The organism is Pseudomonas sp. C9D1, from assembly GCF_056491235.1.
In genome coordinates this window covers 791,335-810,714 of sequence record NZ_JBSZIE010000001.1, presented here as the reverse complement: position 1 = coordinate 810,714, position 19,380 = coordinate 791,335, and the positions used below count along the sequence as shown (strand labels likewise).

The window sequence follows — 19,380 nt, the reverse complement described above, 5'->3', positions numbered from 1 at the left end:
TCGTCGTGGCTTCCTGTTTCCCGGCGCGGGGCCGAGGTGTGGCGGGTGTCGCGGTTCAGGTGACCGGGCGGCGCTGGAGGCGCAGCGAGCCGGGCGGCGGCTCGTTGAGCACGGCCCAGAAGATGCCCAGGTCGGAGATGGCCGCGACGAATTCCTTGAATTCGACCGGTTTCACCACGTAGGCGTTCACCCCCAGCGCGTAGGCGCGCTCCAGGTCGGGCTCCTCCCGCGAGGAGGTGAGCATGACCACGGGGATGCTGCGCAGCTCGGCGCTTTCGCGCACGGTCTTGAGCACCTCGAGGCCGTCGATCTTGGGCAGCTTGAGGTCCAGCAGCATCACCGCCGGATTGCCGTCGTCGCGCCCGGCGTAGGCGTTGCGGCGGAACAGGTAGTCGAGCGCCTCGGCGCCATCACGCAGGACGATCACATCGTTGGCGAGCTGGCTGCGCTCCAGGGCCACGAGTGTCAGTTCGAGGTCGTGCGGGTTGTCTTCAATCAGAAGGATGGGTTTGAGCATCGTCGATCCTCATGGTTGCTGTTGCGGTGTTTCCTGCCCACGCAGGGGCAGTGCGAAATAGAAGGTCGCGCCTTCGTCCAACCGGCCTTCGGCCCAGACCCGGCCATCATGGCGTTCGATGATGCGGCGCACGCTGGCCAGACCGATGCCGGTGCCTTCGAACTCTTCCATGCGGTGCAGGCGCTGGAACACGCCGAACAGCTTGCCGGCGTACTCCATGTCGAACCCCACGCCGTTGTCGCTCACCGCCACCACCACCTCGTTGCCTTCGACACGGGCGCTGACCTCGATGATCGACGGGCTGCGATCGCGGCTGTACTTGATGGCGTTGGACAGCAGGTTGCGCATCGCCAGGTGGAGGAAGGCGGCATCGGCGATGACCACCGGCAGCCCCTCGATGCGCCATTCGACGCGACGCCCTTCGAAGTCCGGCGCCATCTCGGTGCGGATGGCCTCCACCTGCGCCTGCAGGTCGACATCGGAGAGGCGCAGGGCGGCACGGCCCATCTGCGAGAAACTCAGCAGGTTGTCCACCAGGGTGCCGGCGAAACGCGCCGACTCGCCGATATGGTCGAGGAAGCGCAGGCCCCGCTCGGACAGGCGCTCGCCCTCGAACTCACCCAGCAGCTCGGCGTAGCCGGCGATGTGCCGCAGGGGCGCGCGTAGGTCATGGGAAACGCTGTAGGAGAAGGCTTCCAGCTCCTTGTTGGATCGTTTCAGTTCGCCGGCCAGCTGGGCCAGCTCCTCGGCCTTGCGCAACACGATGCCGAGCACCGCCGTGCGCAATTCGGCAACCCCTTCCACCTCCAGCGGGTCCCAGGGTGTGCAGTAGCCCTTCACCGTCTCCTGCCAGCTCTCGAAGCTGCTGCGCGGGTTGAGCGCGCCACCTGGGCCGATGCTCTTCTCCGGCCTGCCGGCCCACTCGACGGTGCGCACTTGCTCCGGGCGGAACCACAGCAGGTAATGGGAGTGGATCTGCGAGATGGCCACCGCCAGCACGCCGCCAATGTGGCGGGCCAACTCGGGCAGCTCGGTGATGTCACGGCCGATGTTGTCGGTGTGGAAAACCTCGCCGTCGCGCCGCGCCAGCCAATGCACCAGGGCGTTGACCTGGGCTTCGGGCGGGGTCTGCCCCACCAGGTCGCAACGGGCGGCGGAAATGATCGCGGCGCCACTGGCGCGAGCGAACCCCAGGAAGGTGTCCGGCAAGGCCAGCAGGCCGGCGGCGACGCTGTCGCGGTCGGCCATGGACGAGAGCATGTGCACGATGTGCTGGCGCAGGCCGAGCAGGCGCTGGGTCTGGCCGTGGGCTTCGCGGCTTTCGATCTGCAGCGACAACACACTGCCCATCAGTTCGCAGGCGATGCGGGTCTGGAAGCCCACCGTGCGGGGCTGCTCGTCATGGCAGGAGATAAGCCCCCAGAGCCGGCCACGGACGACGATGGAAATGGACATCGAGGCCATCGTGCCCATGTTGCGCATGTACTGCAGGTGCACCGGGGAAACGCTGCGCAGGGCGGCGAAACTCAGGTCCAGCGGCTGCCCGGTGAGCGGGTTGTCCACCGGCTGCAGGGGCGAAGGCTGGTAGTTGGCGTCCTCGATCACGCGGATGCGGTTGGCGCAGTAGAGCGCGCGGGCCTGCTGGGGAATATCGGAGGCCGGGAAGCACAGGCCCAGGTAGCGCGGGTAGCCGGCGTCGGCCTCCTCGGCCAGCACCAGGCCGTTGCCTTCGGCGTCGAAGCTGTAGGCCTTGACCCGACCGAAGCCGGTGACGCGCTTGAGCTCGGCCACTGCAAAACGGCAGAGCGCCTCGATGCTCTCGGCCTCCTGCAGGCGGCCGATGAAACCGCGCAACAGGGGGTAGATACCGCCATCCGCAGCGCCCCCCTCGGCGGCAGGCTCGAACTCGGCGATCAGCACCTGGTCGTGGCGGTGCACCATCATCGCGGTCGGCTGCCCGGCGCGGGTGCCCCAGGTGAACAGCACATCGCCGATGTGGAAGGGCTTGTGCTCGCCGTCATCCAGCTGCGCCAGGTGCTTGTGCAGCACCTCGCTGTCCTGCAGGAGTTCGTCGAAACGGCGGCCGAGCAGTTCCTCGACGGGCAGGCCGAGCCAATCGATGACGTTGGCGCTGGCCTGCACCACGCGCCCATCGGCCTCGTCGAACACCAGCATGAAGCCGTGTGGCTGGATGCTGCCGGGTATGCGAATGGCTTCCCGCGCGCAGTTCTCGCTTGCGGTGGCCAGTGCCGCGACACTGTCGCTGGGTGTCAAAACGCGATCTCCTTCGATGCCCCACTGCCGTCCCGCCGGTTCACCGAAGGGGTCAGCGACCGTTGCCGGCCGTTCTGGAGCCGCGCATTCCATTGATTCAAGGGCGACAAACTAACAGAAAGCGGCGCCACAATCGTGACGAACGACCCGGTTTATCGCCGTGGATTTCATGATGGATTGAGCGCAAGGATCGCGAAAAATTCCCTAACGGTTGCTGCGCACGTTGCCCGAGGAACTCAGCTCACCAGTGCGCGGCGGTTGCTCTGGCGCTCCAGTTTGCGGCGCTCCACCAGGGTCTTGGCGGCGGTCATCTGGATCGGCCCGCCGGTGAAGGTGGGCAGCTCGCGGGTAAGCCAGATATTGCCCTCGCCTTTCCAGGTGACCTCGCCGGAGGCCAGCTTCATCTCGCGCATCACGTCACGGATCAGGCCACGCACACGTTCCTTGCAGAACACCGCATCGCTCTGGATGGCCTTGCTCATGGCGGCCTCGCCCTGCTTGCCCAGGGTAAGCAGCAGCATGCCGTCGGGACGGGGCTTGATGGACACCTCGAAGCCGGGGAATGCGTCGAAAAATTCTTTGATGGCGATCTGCATTGTCATTGCTCCCTTATTTTTTTCTTTGAGCTCAAACCATTGCACCCGCTGTGCCAGTTGAGCCGAATTAAAAAAACCAGAAAATTCAATGACCTATATATATTTGACATCAATGTGCCAGTTGCAATTTGCACGATCCCCCCGGGTGGGCCATGCAAACTGCACTGAACTTTCGGACGGGTCGTCACGCTGCGCTCGAACCCGATGGAGAAAAAACGGTCGTCCGATGCGCCAGCCGTTTCGCCACCGCGGATGAGCGCCTCGCTAGGGCGCCGACCCGCCCTGCCGTGCCGCCCCCGGCGAATGGCCGAACCAGCGACGGAACGCGCGGTGGAAGGTGCTCACATCCTTGAACCCCAGCGCCTCGCTGATCGCCTGCAGCGGGTCACCCTGGCGCACCCGCTGCAAGGCCAGCTGGCTGCGCTCCTGCTCCAGCAGCTCGGTGAAGCTGGTGCCCTGCTCACGCAGGCGGCGGTAGAGGGTCGGCCGGCTGAGGTGCAGGGCCTCGCAGAGGGACTCGATGCCCGGCCCGCCGGCGAGATCGGCGCGGATCATCAGGCGCACCCGCTCGGCCAGGTCCGTCTCGGCCTTCACCTGCTCCAGGGCCGTTCGCGCGCGCTCCGCGAGCAGGGTCTTGAGGTAGGGGTTGGAACTGCGGATGGGGCGGGCGAGCTGCCAATGGGCGAGGTACAGGCGGTTGGCGGCGCAGCCGAACTGCACCTCGGCGCCAAACGCCTCGGCAAAATATTCCGCATAGGCGGGGCGCGGGCCGGCGAACTCGACCCGCTCCGGCGCGAAGCCCTCCCCCGCCAGTTCCCGCCCCCAACGCACCAGCGCCACCAGGCTGCGCTCCACCGCCGCCTGTGGATAACCCCGTCCGGCGGCGAACGCCAACTCGAGGCACAGGCAGCCATCGGTGTCACGGGAGGTCCAGTGTTCGGAGGGGTTCATCAGCGCGCCGTGCTGCAGGAAGGTCGACAGCGCCTCCCCCACCGACGCGCACTGGAACAACAGGCTGGCCAGCAGGCCGCGCTTCTCCGGGTTGAACGCCTGGCCGATCAGCACGCCGATATGCGGCAACGCCGGGTTGCCCGACGCCAGTTGCCAGAGCCCCAGCAACTGGCGCTCGTCCAGGCGCTGCTCCTGCAACGGCAGCGCCGGGTCGCACGACGCCAGCAGCCGATCACGGGACAGCCCCGCCGCCTGCAACTGCGCCATCTCGACGGCACCCAGTTGCAGCAGCAGGTCATGCAGGTCGAGCACCGCGAGGGCGGAGACACGGGTAGGGCTCATGGCAGGCATTCCTTGTTCCTGCGCGGACAGTACCGCCTGGCGGGCATCGCCGCCAGCGGGTGCGGGCTCCTTCAGGCCGCCTCGGCGCGTATAGCCTGCTGCACCCGAGGCCGCGCCCCGATGCGTGCCCGGAACGCCGCCAACGCCGGCCAGGGCGCCAGCTCGATGGCGAAGAAATCCACCCAGCCGAGCACGGTGAACAGGTAGGCATCGGCCACGCCGAAGCGCCCGTCCAGCAGGTAGTCGGCCTGGCCCAGCACGCTTTCCAGGTAATCGAAGCGCTTGAACAGCCGCGCCCGGAAGATCGCCTTCACCTCCTCCGGGATCGCCGCGTTGAACTGCGGGCTCATGCCGGCGTGGATCTCCCCGGAGATGAAGTTCAGCCACTCCTGCAGGCGCACCCGCTGCAGGGTGCCGTTGGCCGGCGCGAGCCCGCTTTCCGGCCGCAGGTCGGCCAGGTACTGGACGATGGCCGTGCCCTCGGTGAGCACCTCGCCATTGTCCAGCTCCAGCGCGGCGACGTAGCCCTTGGGGTTGATGGCGAGGAAATCGTCGCCGTGTTCGGTGAGCTTGCTGCGGTTATCCACACGGACCGCCTCGAACGGCAGGCCCAGCTCCAGCAGCACGATATGCGGCGACAGCGAACAGGTACGGGGGGCGTAGTACAGCTTCATGGCGACTCCTTGCACGGGCCACCCCCGGAATGGGGGCGCGGCGGGAGTATCGACGCAGCGGTTCTCTTTTTGAAGAAGGGAGAAATCTGTAGCTTAGGTACAAAATATATACCTGGAACCCCCATGAAAAAGAACGTATCCGGCTGCTCGGTGGAGGAAGCCATGCACCTGCTCGGCGGCCGCTGGCGCCTGCTGCTGGTGTCCTACCTGCTCGACGGCACCAAGCGCTTCAACGACCTGCGCCGCGACATCCCGCACATCTCCCAGCGCATGCTCACCCTCGATCTGCGCGCCCTGGAAGAGGCCGGCATGGTGCAGCGCACCGTCTACCCGGAAGTGCCGGTGCGGGTGGAATACCAGCTCACCGAAGACGGCCAGCGCCTGCGCAAGGTGGTGGAAGTGGTCAAGGAATTCGGCCTCTGGCTCAAGGCAAGACCGCCGCGTGAGGACACCGAAGCCCCCACGCCGGAGCATGAGCAACCGTAGGGTGTACGACGCTTCCCCCGTCCACCATTCGTACCCACATGCAACACCGCTGGTGGATGGAAAGAGCGCCATCCACCCTACGCACCGACCAACTTCGTGCACGCCGACCGTAGGGTGGACGACGCCCCACCCGTCCACCATTTCGTGCTCACAGGCAGCACTGCTGGTGGATGAAAAAAGCGTCATCCACCCTACGCACAGGCCAACTTCATGCACGCCGGCCGTAGGGTGGACGACGCATCACCCGTCCACCATCCGTACCCACATGCAGCACCGCCGGTGGAGGTGAAGAGCGACCTCCACCCTCCACGCAGACCAGCTCCGTGCGGGGATCAGTTCTTCACCCAGTTCTCGAAGCGCTGCTCCAGCTCGCCGTGGGCGGTCCAGAACTTCACGCTCATCGGCAGGGCGCCGCTGATGTTCTGCGGGGCGGTAGGCAGGGTGGCGGCGATCGCGGGGTCGATCATGGCGATCGCCTTGTTGTTCACCGGGGCGTAGGAGATGCCTTCGGCGAAGGCCTTCTGGCGTTCCGGTTGGCTGGTGAAGGCGACGAAGGTCTTGGCCAGGTCGCCCTTCCACGAGCCCTTGGGCAGGGCCCAGTAGTCGAAGTCGTAGATGCTGCCGGTCCAGACCATGGCCAGGGAACGGGTTTCCTTCTGCGCGGTGGCGATGCGGCCGTTGTAGGCGGCGCTCATGGCCACCTTGCCCTCCTGCAGGGCGCGTACCGGTTCGGCGCCGGCCTTCCACCAGACGACGCTGGACTTGATCTCGTCGAGCTTGCGGAAGGCGCGCTCGACGCCGGCCGGGGTGTCCAGCACCTGGTAGACGTCCTTCGCCGCGACGCCGTCGGCCATCAGGGCGAACTCCAGGTTGTACTTGGCGCCATGGCGCAGGCCGCGCTTGCCGGGGTACTTGCGCAGGTCCCAGAAATCGCTCCAGCCGCTGGGGGCGTTCTTGATCTTCGCCGAGTCATAGGCGAGCACCGTGGACCAGACGAAGATGCCGATGCCGCAGGGCTGGATGGTGCCGGGCACGAAATCGCCGGGGTTGCCGAGCAGGGCCGGATCGAGCTTCTCGAACAGCCCCTCCTCGCAACCGCGCGCCAGTTCCGGCGCCTCCATCTCCACCACGTCCCAGGTCACGTGGCTGAGTTCGACCATGTGCTTGAGCTTGTCCAGGTCGCCGTTGTACGAGCCGTGCACCACGGCGTTGCCGGTGCTCGCCTTGAAGGGCTTGAAGAAGGCTTCCTTCTGCACGTCCTTGTTGGCGCCACCGAAGGTGATCACCGTGACGAACTCCGCCGAGGCGGGCAGGCTGGCGCAGGCCAGGAGGAAACCGAGGGCACGTCGTACAGCAACATCCATGGAGCATTCCTTATTGTCGATTGGCGGTGTGGCCACGGGTCGACCGCGGCGCTGCCCGGATTCTCACAGTGCCCCTTGGTTGCCAGGTGCGCGACAGCGACATGCCGCTGCCTCCCACCGCCCCTGGCGGGCACCGGGTCCGGATCTGCCGCACAGTCTGAACGCAACGCCCGTCACACATATTGCTTTCCGTCACAGTGGCGAGTGCTGCACAAGCTCTGGCACGGGCGTTTCAGGTTGCCATGTGCAGCTAGACAGCCCTGCGAGGCGATTGCAACCGAACGCCATGTGGATTGAAACCGCGCGCCATGCCGCTGCGGGCGGCGCGGCCCTAGCATCGGGGCATCCGCCATCAGGAGCCGCGCCATGCCCAACCACCGCATCCAATCCCTCAGCGCCCTGCGCCAGCTGATCAGCGAGCCACCCGCGCTGATGAAGAAACGCCTGCAACCGGTGATCGACGCCCATTGCCTGACCATCATCCGCAACGCCAGCGTCTGCACCGTCGGCCTGGCTGGCGCCGACAGCGACATCGCCTTCCTCGACCTGCACGCCACGCCGGTGATCCTCGCCGAAGGCAACCGCATCCGCCTTGCCTGGCCATCCGGCCTGCACCTGCCCAGGATCGACGGCCAAACGCCCAGGCCCTGCAGCCTGCTCTTCATCATGCCGGGCATCGGTTTCGCCCTGCGCGCCAATGGCCGCTGCCATCCACGGGGTGTGGAGGCAGGCGTGGTGCTGGAGTTCCAGGCCGACGCGCTGTTCCTGCACTGCTCGCGGGCCATGGTGCGGGCGGATTTCTGGACGCCACGCGAACACCTCGACGGGTGGCCGGCCGAACGGGGCGAAGGCGCGCTCTCCGACGCCGCGCAGGCTTTCATCGCCCGTTCGCCCTACCTGCTGATGCTGACGCGCAACGCCGAGGGCGCCACCGAGATTTCGCCACGCGGCGACCCGGAAGGCTTCATCGGCGTCATCGATGGACAACGGCTGCTGATCCCCGAGCGGCCGGGCAACAAGGTGGCGGTGTCGCTGAGCAATATCCTCGCCTGCGACGAACTGAAGCTGGCCTTCCTGCTGCCGGGCTCGGCGACCGTGCTCAGTGTCACCGGCCGCGCCCAGGTGAGCGCCGACCCGCAGCTGCTGGGCCCGCTCTCGGTGAACGGCAAGGCCCCGGTGCTGGGCACCCTGGTGGAAGTGGAGCGCTTCGCCTTCGTCGAGGCACCCGAGCTGGTCGAAGCAGGCCTGTGGCGCCCGGAAACCCACCTGGCACCGAGCGACATCCCCTCCTTCCCGAAAATGCTGGCCGAACACATGAACGGCACCGGCCTGCTGGGCAAGGCCACCACCCTGGTGGTGGACGCGGTGGTGCGGCACGACCTCAAGCATCTGTATTGAGGGGCAACGTCGATAAGCACTACACCCGCCCGCAGGGCACCTCTAAAAACGTAGGCGAGGCCGTCAGTGCAAGGCAAAAACAGGCGAAAAAGCGCAGTTTACGCAGTGTAAATGAGCATTTTTAGCCTGTTTTTAACGCAGCAATGGCAACGCAGGTAGTTTTTAGAGATGCCCGCAGCGACATGTCGCCTTCATGGACATATCCACAAACCTGGCCTATACCCAAGGCTCCGTCCCGCCAGGTGCATCGCCATGAAGCGCTCCATCGACCACGTCCGCTGGGACCTCGCCCAGCGCTACCGGCTCATCGAAACCGTGGCCTGGTGGGAAGGCCGGCTGACCACCAACCACCTGATGCAGAGCTTCGGCATCAGCCGTCAGCAAGCCTCCAAGGACATCAACGCCTACCTCAACGAGCACGCGCCGAAGAACCTCGTCTACGACAAGCACCTCAAGGGCTACAAACCCGGCAAGGGCTTCAAGCCGCTGTTCATCGACGGCAGCGCCAGCGCCTACCTGCACCTGCTGGACCAGAACCGCGAACGCTCGCCGCACATCGAGGGCCTGGCCCTGGCCTATGCCCACACCGAGGTGCTGCAGGTGCCGGACCGCAGCATCCGCCCCGAGGTGCTGCGCCCCCTCCTCCAGGCCTGCCGCGAAGGCCTGCGCCTGGAAACCGAGTACGTGTCCCTGGCCCACCCGGAATCGGAAACCCGCGTCATCGCCCCGCACACGCTGATCTTCACCGGCATGCGCTGGCACGTGCGCGCTTACTGCGAGAAGAACCGCGACTACCGCGACTTCGTGCTCAGCCGCTTCCGTGGCGAGCCGGACCTGATGGACGAATCCGAGCAGGGCCGCGACGGCGACGAAGGCTGGATGACGGCGGTGGAGGTGATCCTCAGCCCCGATGCGCGGCTCAAGCCGGCGCAGCAGGCGATCATCGAGGCGGACTACGGCATGCAGGGCGGCCAGCTGGTTATCCACAGCCGCGGCGCCCTGGTGCAGTACGTGCTGCAGCGCTACCAGATCGACCCGAACAAGGTGCAGGCCAAACCGGCGGCGCAACAGATCGTGGTCGCCAACCTGGAAGAGCTCGGGCGCTGGCTCTACAGCTGAGCAGCCGTTCCCGGGCTGAAGCCTGGGCTACGCCGGTCACCTTGTAGCCTGGGCTTCAGCCCAGGGCCTTCCCCTGCACAGCCAGCACCCCGGCATAAAGCTCCGGCCGCCGATCACCCTGCACATCGTTATGCCCACTGATGCGCTTGTCCCGCGCCGCACCCAGGTCCAGCGATGCCAGCAGCAACTGCTCGCCGCCCTCGTCCGCCGGCCCGGCCAGGGGATAACCGTCGGCGTCCACCAGCACCGAGCCCTCGACCCAATCCACGCCACGCTCGTGGCCGTGGCGGTCACAGGCGGCGATGGTCATCCGGTTCACCGCCGCATTGGCCTGTACCCGCACCACTTCGGCGGGGCGCTCGCCCGCCGGGCGCGGGCCACGGGGCCAGTTGACCGGGGCACAGAGCAGCTCGGCGCCGGCCAGGGCAGGCAAGCGCACCCACTCGGGGAACTCCAGGTCGTAGCAGATCATCACCGCGATGCGCCCGAAGGCCGTGTTCACCACCGGCGGCGCGGTGTCACCAGGAGTGAAGATCGCCTTCTCGCCATCCCACAGGTGCGCCTTGCGGTACAGGGCGCGCAAGCCGCCGGCATCCACCAGGGCCGCGCTGTTGGCCAGCGTGCCGTCGTCGCGCAGCTCACAGAAGCCCGCCACCAGCACGATATCCAGCTCAGCGGCCAGGCTTATCCACAGGCGCAGGCTGGGGCCGTCCGGCGTCTCGGCCAAGGCCTGCGCCTCAGCGCGGTCGCGGAACAGGTAGCCGCTCTGCACCAGCTCCGGCAGCACCACCACCCGGGCACCGCGCTGCGCCGCCTGGCGCACCACGCGCTCGACCAGGGCGCGGTTGTAGTCCAGCTCGCCGATGCGCGGGGCGACCTGGCAGCAGGCCACCGTGACTGTCTTCTGCGTGCTCATGGCTGTTCTCCCTGTGGCTCCAGGCGCTGTTTATCCGCCTCGGCCAGTTGGCGCTCGGCGGCGAGGTCGAGGCGCCGGCTCAGCAGCCAGTAGCTGACGCCGGCCACCGGCAGGCCCACGGCGAAGGCGATATCCGCGCCACCCAGGGCTGCCGTGAAGGGACCGGTCCAGAAGCTCAGCGCCATGAAGGGCACCATCGCCAGCAAGCCGAGCCCGTAGGCGGTGAGGCCGGCAACCGACCAGCCGCGATAGAGGCCATCGCGGTTGAAGATCTCGCCGATGGCATAGTGCCCGCGTCGCACCAGGTAGAAGTCCACCAGGTTGACCGCCGTCCAGGGCACCAGGAAATACAGCATCAGCAGCACGAAGGTGTTGAAGCTGCCCAGGTAGCTCTCGGGGATCAGCCGCGCCACGGCGAGGATGATCGCCGCGATCACCAGGATGCCGGTCACCCGCAGGCGCAGCGTCGGCTTCACCTTGGTGAAGGCATCGATGGCGCTGACGCTGGTGAGCATGGCGCCGTAGCAGTTCACCGCCATGATGCCCACCAGCGAGGGCACGGCGATCAGCACGACGAAGGTGCCGAAGCCGTCTAACAGGCGGTTGCCCACCTCGCGGATGCTGCCGATGGCGTCCGGCGCCGGCAGCGCCGAGGCGAGGAAGGCCCCGAGGGACATCAGCCACAGCGCCGAGCCGCCGGCGCCCAGGTAGGTCCAGAAGATCACCTTGCCGGGCGGCGTGTTCTCCGGCAGGTAGCGCGAGTAATCGGAGACATACACCGAGTAGCTGATCTGGTAACCCGCCGCCGCCGACAGCTGGACCAGGAAGGCGCTCCAGGAAAACGGCCCGGCGGCCAGCGCGGCATCGGCTCGCAGCTCGCGGATGGCGAGCAAGGTCAGCACGCCGAACACCGCGATCATCAGCCAGGTCAGCCAGCGCTGCACCCGGTGCAGCAGGTCGTGCCCGACGATCGCCAGCAGCACCGCCAGGCCCACCAGCAGCAGGTACCAGGGCGTACGCGCGCCGGGCAGCACGGTGTTGATGGCATCGGTGGCGAGGATGACGTTGAACACGTTGAAGCCGATGTACACCCCCACCACCGCGATGAAGGGCACCACCGCGCCCCGGAAGCCGAACTGCGCCCGCGACTGGATCATCTGCGGCAGGCCCATGCGCGGCCCCTGGTTGGCGTGGAAGGCCATGAAGAAGGTGCCGATGGCCACGCCAATCAGAATCGCCAGCATCGAGGGCAGCGCCCCCAACCCCAGGGCCGGCCCGGTGAAACCGGTGACCAGGGTGGTGAGCACGAAGTTGCCAGTGAACCAGAACGGCCCCTGGTGCCAGACCTTGCCGTGGCGCTCGCTGCGCGGCACGTAGTCGATGGAGCGCACCTCGATCTTCGGGCGCGGGGCTTGGGTAGTCGGGGTTTGATGCATGGAAATTCCTCATCCAGAACGTGAAGGCGCAGCCAGGGTTGGCGCGGGGTGACGGTCACGGGGCTGGATCAGGCAGGCGGGGTGTCGCAGCAGGCAGGCAGCAGGTCGTCCATAGGTGTCTCGGCTTGTTCTGGTCGTTATGCGGCCGACTCTAGCCAAGGGGGACGCGGGGAAACATCGGATAAATCAAATACTTGGTTCAGGGATATGGCAACTGATCCGGCAACGCCGGCAAGCCCCGGAGCGCCTGGCATCGGCGCCCCGGACCGCGGTTCAGCCCTGCTGGCTTTCCATGTAGCGGATCAGCAGCGCCTCCAGCGCCTCGTCCATCTGCTGCCTGTACGCGTCGAAGCCTTCACGGGCGAAGTCGTCCAGCTTGCGGTTCAGCCCGATGGCTTCCTCCTGGCTGGGGAACTGCGACTCCACGGCCCGGTAGATGGCGAAGGTGAAGTTGCCGGCGAGGTCTTCCAGGTCGCCGTTGGCGATGTTCATGCCCATGCGCCGGCAGTTGAGCTGGAAGTCCTTCATCAGCTCGGATTCGGCGATCTGCTCCATGGGTTTGGCCACGCTGCGCAGCGTCTTGCGGCCACCGTCCACGTTCTGCTGGGCGTAAGGGACGATCAGTGCGCTGAGCAGCGGGTAGAACAGCTCGGCGATCTGGTCCTCGTCGAAGCCGGCCTGCTCGCGCAGCATGTGGCCCATGGAGGCGATGGCGTAACCCAGCCCCAACAGGGTGGTTTCATCGCTGGCCAGGGCCGCCTGCTCGTTGGCGCTCAGCGGTGCCTGCTGGGCGCGGGCCACGAAGCGCGGCACCTGCATCGCACCGGTCAATACACCCATGCCGAACTGGATGGTGTGGAACTGCTCCAGCCCCTGCTGGAACTCCTCGGTATCGCGCTGCCGGGCGCTGGCGCCACGGGCATGGGCCTCGAACTGCTCAAGGTATTGCTGCCCCTCCTCCAGCTTGCGGCGGAACAGCGACGGGCGATGCGCCACGGCCGGCTCGGCGCGCTTGGCGAAGCTGGCCAGGCCCTTGCTCGGTGCAGGGCTCACCGGCTCCGGCGCCTCCAGCAGCTCGCCTTCCAGCTCCGGACCGATGACACGGTCGATGATCTTGTCGCGGTTGCTGATCATGAACTGCACGAACACCTGCTCCCTCAGCGCCAGGCGCACCACGCTCGGCAGGAAGGCATAGAGGTACACCGCGAACTTCTCGATGTTCTCGTCGTTGCGTAGGGCCGCGAGGGAGGCTTCGCCGGTCTTCTCCTTGAGCAGCGGGATGATCTTCGACTTGTTCTGCTCGATGGCGTTAGCGATGAAGCCGAACAGCTTCTCGCTGGCCTTGGAATCCTTGCCCTTGGCGTCCACCGCCACGACCTCCGGCTGCGCCTCGGCCAGGGCCTGCACTGCCGGCACCGACATGCTCTGCTCCACCTCGCTGGACAGCTGCACCTGCTGCTCGGCGACGGGCGCGGCCACGCTCACCGGTGCCGCAACCGCCTGGGCCACCGGCGCGGGCTGATCGGCAAGCTGGCCCTGCAGGTCCTGCAGGCAGTCGTTGATGGTGTCGAAGAAGTCCCCCAGTTCGGCCTCGCCGAGCTGGGTCAACTGGGCGATCTCGCGCTGGTTGACGAAGACCTTGCGCTTGCTGATGGCGATGCCGGTGAGGAACTTCCAGAAGAACAGGCGGGGCGAATCCATCATCATCTTCATGGCGATCCGCGTGTCGCCGATCAGCATCCCCTCCTTGGCGCCGCCGAACAGGGTGTCGTCGACCAGTACGATCACCTCGTCCGCCGTCATGCTGTTGCCATAGGACGCCAGGGCCGCCTGCAGCTTCTTCGGCGGAATGTTCGGCGCCACGAAGACCTTGTCGGACTCGATGCGCAAGGCGCACTCGCGCACGTAGCCGATCAGCACCGCCAACTGCTCGGCCGGCAGCTCCCCGGTGGCCTTCGGCGCGGCCTCCACCGGCGCGGCAACCGGCTTGCCAGGCGCATCGGCCTGGCCGCCCAGCCACTCGGCCAGCACCTCGAAGCAAGCGGTCAGGTCACGCTTGTCGGGCATGTTGAATTTCATCACGTCGCGGCCATTGATGAAGGCGCGCTGGTCATGGGACTGGATCTGCCTGATCTCGATGAACAGGTATTCGGTGGGCTCCGCGAAGGGCTCGCGGAAGAGAATGCGGTCGCTGCAGATCAGGCAGCCATCCTTGCCGCTGCCGAACATGGTGTTGTCGATCAGGGCCACGATCTCACGCGCATCCCCCTTGAACTTGAACGCCTCCATGGCGTTGCTCAGCAGCTTGGGGGGAATTCCCGGGGCCAGGTGGATGCGGCTGCAGCTGCTGAAATTCTTCTGCCGGTAAAACTCGACCAACGACATACAACGTCTCCTTCAGGTCCTTGAAGCCCACGTTTCCCGTGGGCATCGACAACGCCCGCCAGGCACTCGCCACCCCGTAAAGCCCGGAGATAGAGCGCCCACTGACGTCGCTCACGAATGCAAAGGAGCGTCAGACTGCCTGGAGAGCCATCATTGCGACATTATCCGTTAGTCCGGTTACCGGTAAAGTAACGCCGCCAGCAGTGATGCCCCGTCATAGCCCGGCACCACCTCCAGCGTCGCCATCACCAGGAACAAAGGGAATTGTCATGAGCGTGATCATCGAAAGCCTGCCGCTGCAGCCCCTGGAGCCGGTACTCCGTACCTGGACCGAATGCGTAAGGCAGTACGTCGGGGTCTGGGGCGGCGAGGACCTGCCCTACTGGTACAACGAGCAATCCAACGTCAGCGTGCTGTGCGGTGCGGCCTGGCGCGCGGGCTGGACCGCCCTGGAGGAATACCAGGTGGGCAGGATCGGTGACGAAGCCGAGTACGGCGCGGGGCGCAACGACCTCTACATCGCCAACGACGAGCACGGCTTCTGCATCGAAGCCAAGGTGGCCTACTTGGAGATCACCGACCTGGCCGCTGCGGGCACAGTGCTGGCGGACCGTTGCGCACGGGCGACAGCCGATGCGCGCTCGGCGGATATCGAGGGTCACAAGGTCGGTGCGGTTTTCGCCATCCCCTATCGCCAGGGCGCGCAGGCGTCGGCAGAAGAACAACTGGCCTTCATCGACTGGTTGCAGGGTAAGCACTTCGGTGCCCTGGCCTGGGTGGCGCCGGCCACCGCTCCGAACCTGCGCAGCCATGACGACAGGCACTACCCACTGGCGGCCCTGGTGCTGTTGAACGCCTGACGCAGCCCGTCGGCACGCACGCCACCCGGCCTTGCGGTCCGAGCGGGCCAGGGGGGTGGCGTGATATCGTTGCGCCTTTCGCTTTACCAGCTCCGGAGCGGTACATGAAGTTCATCCACCAGCGCGAACACCTCAACGAAGGCGACATCGTGGTCATCGAGTGTTCGCAGGTCTGCAACATCCGCCTGATGAACGATGCGAACTTTCGCAGCTTCAAGAACGGTGGCCGCCACACCTACCACGGTGGGGCCTTCGACAAGTTCCCGGCACGCATCACCGTGCCCAGCACCGGCTACTGGAACATCACCCTCGACGCGGTGACCCGCCGGGCCATCAGCGTGACGCGCAAGCCGACCTTCACCCACAAGATCAAGTTCGTCCGCCGCTCGCCTTCCGACCTGGCCTGACGCACGCCTCAGCCGCGCAAGCCTCGCTCAGCCGGGCCGTAGGCCAACCAGGCGAGGCCCAGCATGCAGCCCAGCACCAGGGCGCTGCTGGCGAGGTTTTCCACAATCAGTTCGATCGACAACATGTCCGGGCTCCCCAGAAGTTGATTCAGCATCTGGGGCGTCACGCTATGTCGTGTTTGTTTACATGTCCATGTGTCAACTTTTCGCACGTAAACAAATGGAGCGGGTGTGACGCGAACCGGGTGGAAAAGCGGGCGCATGCATTCGCCCCAACAGGCCCCGCATACGAACCGTAGGATGGCGTAGAGCGCAGCGAAACCCATCACCGGCCTTGCACCCGCCCCGTAGGGGCGACTTCAGTCGCCAAGCAGCCCGCAGGGCTGCCCCTGCCCGGTGCCACAAGTAGCACCGCTGGTGGATGAGAAGAGCGTCATCCACCCTACAAACCGGGCCCCCTTCAAGACCGGGACCGCCGATCTACACCTTCGGCTGATGGCAGGTGACGCAGTGGATGCCGCCACCGCCGGCGGCAACCGCGTCGATGTTGATCTGCACCACCTTGCGCCCGGGGTAGAGCCGGGTGAGCAGGTCGCGGCAGAAGGCGTCGGCGCTGGCGTCGCCGAACTGCGGGGCGATCACCGCGCCGTTGACCGGGAAGTAGTTGATGTAGCCGGGGGCGAAGTCCGGGTTGTTGCGGGTGAAGCGGTTGTTGCGCAGGGTGCGGGGCGGCGGCAGCGTGTGCACCTGCAGCTTGCGGCCGTCGGCGTCGGTGGCCTTGTTGAGGATTTCCAGGTGCTTGCGGGTCACCGCGTAGTCGTAGGACTGCGGATCGTTGTCGAGGTTGGCGACCACCACGCCGGGCTTGACGAAACGCGCATAGAAGTCGACGTGGGCATCGGTGATGTCCTTGTTCTTGATACCTGGCAGCCAGATGATCTTGCGCAGGCCGAGGTTGCTCATCAGTTCGGCTTCTACTTGGGCCTTGCTCATGCCGGGGTTGCGGTTGCTGTTGATCCAGCAGCTCTCGGTCATGATGCCGGTGCCGGCGCCGTCCACCTCGATGCCACCGCCTTCGCCGGTGAGCTGGCTGGCGATGTAGCTGGCGTCGGCGTCGTAGCTGACCTCCCCGGCCACCTCGCCATCCTTGCTGTGCTGCTGCTTGTTGCCCCAGCCGTTGAAGTTGAAGTCCACCAGGCCGAGGCCGCCCTGCCCGTCCACCACGAAGGTGCCGCCGATGTCGCGCATCCACACGTCGTCCAGGGGCATCTCGACGAAGCGGGTGTTGCGCGTGCCGCACTTCTGCTTGGCCAGGCTCAGCTGGCCGGGGCGATGCAGCACCACCACCGGCTCGTAGGTGGCGATGGTGCGGGCGATCAGGCCGATGCAGTCCTGCACGTCGGCGGTGAAGTCCTCCCAGATCGCCGCCTGGGCGCCGAAGCTGACGTAGCTGCAGGCGTGCACGCCGTTCTCGTCCGGCATGCGCCAGGCGCCGCCACGCAAGGCGGCCTGGGCCCGGGCGGGCGAGATGCCGAGCCCGAGGCTGGCGACCGCGCCGAGGCCGGCGACGGCGGTGAGGTGCTTGATGAAGTCACGACGCGAAGGCATGGCAGTTCTCCAGGGCGCAGGGGCGCCGGCGGTCATTTCAGTGGGTGGAGGTCTTGAACTTGGTCCAGGCACGCATGCGGGCACGCATGTCGCGCTGGGGGATGTCGCGCCCGGGGATCAGCCGGGCATAGGTGGCATCGTCGACGTAGATGTCCGGGTTGCCGCGCATGTCGGCGTCCACCATTGGCCGCGCCTTGGCGCTGGAAGTGGGGTAGCCGGTGAAGTTGCTGATGGCGGCCATGTTCTCCGGGCGCATCACGAAGTTGATGAAGGCATAGGCGTATTCCGGGTTCCGCGCATCGACGGGGATGGCCATGGTGTCCATCCACACCGTGGTGCCCTCACGGGGGATGCGGTACTGGAAGTCCACCGGTTTGCCCGCTGCCGCCGCCGCGCGTTGCGACTGGGTGACGTCGCCGCTGTAGCCCAGGGACAGGCAGAGGTTGCCGTTGACCAGGTCGGTGACCGGCTGCGACTGGAACTTGCGGATGTAGGGCTTGATCGCGCTGAGCAGCGCGGTGGCCGCCGCCAGGTCCTCGGCCTTGGCGCTACGCGGGTCGCGGCCCAGGTAGTTGAGCACCACCGCGAGCACCTCGTCGGGCGAGTCGATCACCGAGATGCCGCAGTCGGCGAAGCGCGCGGCCAGCTCCGGCTTGAACAGCAGGTCGAGGCTGTTCACCGGCGCGTCGGCCTGGCGCTGGGCGATCATCGCGGCGTTGTAGGTGATGCCGATGGTGCCCCAGGTGTAGGGCACCACGGCGTGGCGCGAGTAGGGGTAGCGGGTCTGCAGGCGCTTGAGGCCGGGCTCGATGTCATCCAGGCCGGTGAGCTTGCTCGCGTCGAGCTTCTGCAGGGCGCCGGCACGCATCAGCCGCTCGGCCACGGTGTCGCCGGGGAAGACCAGGTCGTAGCCGCTGTTGCCGGCCATCAGCTTGGCTTCCAGGGTTTCGCTGCCATCCATCACGTCATAGACGACCTGGATGCCGGTCTCGGCGGTGAAGCGGCTGAGGGTGTCCTCGGCGAAGTAATCCGCCCAGTTGTACAGGCGCAGGATCTTCTCCTCCGCCTGGGCGCTGCCGGCCAGGCAGGCCAGGGCGGCGACGGTGACCAACAGCGATCGGAAGGCACGCATGCTTAGGCTCCTCGGGTGTTCTGCCAGGTGACGTGAGTGCGCTGGCCGTCGAGGCCGAGCATCGGGCCGTACATCTCCGGGCGGCGGTCGCGGTAGATGCCCCAGGCCAGGCGTTCCTCGGCCATGGCGTCGAGGTCCAGCTCCTGCAGCAGCACCGTGGTGCCCTCGCGGTCGGCCTCGGCCAGCAACTTGCCCTTGTGGTCGCAGATGAAGGAGGAGCCGTAGAAGCTCATCTGCAGCTCCGGGTCGGTGGTCGCCACCTCGCGGCCGACGCGGTTGGCCGCCACCACCGGGAGGATGTTGGCGGCGGCGTGGCCGCGCATGGTCATCTGCCAGTGGTCGCGGGAATCCAGGCCCTGGGCGCCGGGCTCGGAGCCGATGGCAGTGGGGAACAACAGCACCTCGGCACCCTGCAAGGCCAGGCAGCGCGCGGTCTCGGGGAACCACTGATCCCAGCATATACCCACGCCGAGGCGGCCGCGGGCGGTGTCCCAGACGCGGAAGCCGGTGTCGCCCGGGCTGAAGTAGTCCTTCTCCTGGTAGCCGATGGCGTTGGGGATGTGGGTCTTGCGGTACACGCCCAGCAGGCGGCCATCGGCGTCGGCCATGGCCAGGGAGTTGAAGAAGGCGTTGCCGGCGCGCTCGAACCAGCTCAGCGGCAACACCACGCCCAGCTCCCCGGCGAGGTCGGCGAAGCGCGCCAGCACCTGGCTCTGGGCGTATTCCTCGGCCAGCGCCAGGTGGCGGTGGTTCTGCTCGATGCAGAAATAGGGGGTGGCGAACAGCTCCTGCAGCAGGATCACCTGGGCACCCCGGGCAGCCGCCTCACGGACCAGGCGCTCGGCCTGGTCGAGGTTGCGTGCGAGGTTCCAACTGCAGGCCATCTGGGTGGTGGCGACGGTCAGCTTGGCCATC

General features: G+C 66.5%; 17 protein-coding genes. 5 read left to right on the top strand and 12 right to left on the bottom strand.

The window, feature by feature from the left end; all coding sequences use genetic code 11:
• Window positions 1-55: 55 nt before the first annotated feature.
• The 5 genes from ACXI0U_RS03780 to gstA form a co-directional block, all read right to left on the bottom strand.
• The gene (locus ACXI0U_RS03780) at window positions 56-517 is read right to left on the bottom strand and encodes a response regulator (RefSeq protein WP_021218753.1); all 462 of its coding nucleotides are present in this window, start codon (window positions 515-517) and stop codon (window positions 56-58) included.
• Between the two features lie 9 nt (window positions 518-526).
• Window positions 527-2,791, bottom strand: coding sequence for an ATP-binding protein (locus tag ACXI0U_RS03775; RefSeq protein WP_479549786.1), 2,265 nt, complete (start codon window positions 2,789-2,791; stop codon window positions 527-529).
• 236 nt (window positions 2,792-3,027) lie between these two features.
• Window positions 3,028-3,387: a DUF3509 domain-containing protein gene (locus tag ACXI0U_RS03770; RefSeq protein WP_021218755.1), complete on the bottom strand. Its 360-nt coding sequence runs from the start codon at window positions 3,385-3,387 to the stop codon at window positions 3,028-3,030.
• 264 nt (window positions 3,388-3,651) lie between these two features.
• Entirely contained in the window at window positions 3,652-4,680 is a 1,029-nt protein-coding gene (locus ACXI0U_RS03765) for an AraC family transcriptional regulator (RefSeq protein WP_479549785.1), read from the bottom strand.
• A 71-nt stretch (window positions 4,681-4,751) separates the two neighbouring features.
• The gene (gene gstA / locus ACXI0U_RS03760; RefSeq protein ID WP_479549784.1) at window positions 4,752-5,354 is read right to left on the bottom strand and encodes a glutathione transferase GstA; all 603 of its coding nucleotides are present in this window, start codon (window positions 5,352-5,354) and stop codon (window positions 4,752-4,754) included.
• 123 nt (window positions 5,355-5,477) lie between these two features.
• Between gstA and ACXI0U_RS03755 the strand changes: the two genes are divergently transcribed.
• Window positions 5,478-5,840, top strand: coding sequence for a winged helix-turn-helix transcriptional regulator (locus ACXI0U_RS03755; RefSeq protein ID WP_184491949.1), 363 nt, complete (start codon window positions 5,478-5,480; stop codon window positions 5,838-5,840).
• Between the two features lie 332 nt (window positions 5,841-6,172).
• On the opposite strand, the gene ACXI0U_RS03750 is transcribed toward ACXI0U_RS03755, so the two are convergent.
• Window positions 6,173-7,204 carry an ABC transporter substrate-binding protein gene (locus tag ACXI0U_RS03750; RefSeq protein ID WP_479549783.1) on the bottom strand — a complete coding sequence of 344 codons (1,032 nt, stop codon included), beginning with the start codon at window positions 7,202-7,204 and terminating at the stop codon, window positions 6,173-6,175.
• Window positions 7,205-7,570: 366 nt separating this feature from the next.
• Between ACXI0U_RS03750 and ACXI0U_RS03745 the strand changes: the two genes are divergently transcribed.
• On the top strand, window positions 7,571-8,602 hold the full coding sequence (locus ACXI0U_RS03745) for a pyridoxamine 5'-phosphate oxidase family protein (protein ID WP_265167836.1): 1,032 nt from the start codon (window positions 7,571-7,573) through the stop codon (window positions 8,600-8,602).
• A 246-nt stretch (window positions 8,603-8,848) separates the two neighbouring features.
• Window positions 8,849-9,721, top strand: coding sequence for a helix-turn-helix transcriptional regulator (locus ACXI0U_RS03740; RefSeq protein ID WP_479550023.1), 873 nt, complete (start codon window positions 8,849-8,851; stop codon window positions 9,719-9,721).
• Between the two features lie 55 nt (window positions 9,722-9,776).
• On the opposite strand, the gene ACXI0U_RS03735 is transcribed toward ACXI0U_RS03740, so the two are convergent.
• The 3 genes from ACXI0U_RS03735 to ACXI0U_RS03725 all read right to left on the bottom strand — a co-directional run bounded on the left by ACXI0U_RS03735 (window position 9,777) and on the right by ACXI0U_RS03725 (window position 14,458).
• Window positions 9,777-10,637, bottom strand: coding sequence for a nitrilase family protein (locus ACXI0U_RS03735; RefSeq protein ID WP_479549782.1), 861 nt, complete (start codon window positions 10,635-10,637; stop codon window positions 9,777-9,779).
• Window positions 10,634-12,073: a purine-cytosine permease family protein gene (locus ACXI0U_RS03730; protein ID WP_479549781.1), complete on the bottom strand. Its 1,440-nt coding sequence runs from the start codon at window positions 12,071-12,073 to the stop codon at window positions 10,634-10,636. Before ACXI0U_RS03730 ends, ACXI0U_RS03735 begins: the two co-directional genes overlap by 4 nt.
• Window positions 12,074-12,346: 273 nt before the next feature.
• Window positions 12,347-14,458 (bottom strand): hypothetical protein, encoded by a 2,112-nt coding sequence (locus ACXI0U_RS03725; RefSeq protein WP_479549780.1) that lies wholly within the window; start codon window positions 14,456-14,458, stop codon window positions 12,347-12,349.
• Between the two features lie 269 nt (window positions 14,459-14,727).
• On the opposite strand from ACXI0U_RS03725, the gene ACXI0U_RS03720 reads away from it, so the two are divergent.
• A complete protein-coding gene (locus ACXI0U_RS03720; RefSeq protein WP_374980068.1) occupies window positions 14,728-15,318 on the top strand; it encodes a hypothetical protein in 591 nt (196 codons plus the stop codon).
• A gap of 104 nt (window positions 15,319-15,422) precedes the next feature.
• Complete coding sequence (locus ACXI0U_RS03715) at window positions 15,423-15,725, top strand: DUF1883 domain-containing protein (RefSeq protein ID WP_021220703.1); 303 nt, start codon at window positions 15,423-15,425, stop codon at window positions 15,723-15,725.
• A 480-nt stretch (window positions 15,726-16,205) separates the two neighbouring features.
• Here the strand turns inward: ACXI0U_RS03715 and ACXI0U_RS03710 are convergent, their stop codons facing one another.
• From ACXI0U_RS03710 to aguB, 3 genes are read right to left on the bottom strand one after another with little or no spacing between them, the layout of a single operon-like run.
• Window positions 16,206-17,333: an agmatine deiminase family protein gene (locus tag ACXI0U_RS03710; protein WP_021220701.1), complete on the bottom strand. Its 1,128-nt coding sequence runs from the start codon at window positions 17,331-17,333 to the stop codon at window positions 16,206-16,208.
• Between the two features lie 37 nt (window positions 17,334-17,370).
• Complete coding sequence (locus tag ACXI0U_RS03705; RefSeq protein WP_374980067.1) at window positions 17,371-18,465, bottom strand: extracellular solute-binding protein; 1,095 nt, start codon at window positions 18,463-18,465, stop codon at window positions 17,371-17,373.
• Between the two features lie 2 nt (window positions 18,466-18,467).
• Window positions 18,468-19,379, bottom strand: a complete 912-nt coding sequence (gene aguB, locus ACXI0U_RS03700; protein ID WP_374980066.1) for an N-carbamoylputrescine amidase — start codon at window positions 19,377-19,379, stop codon at window positions 18,468-18,470.
• Window position 19,380 lies beyond the last annotated feature (1 nt).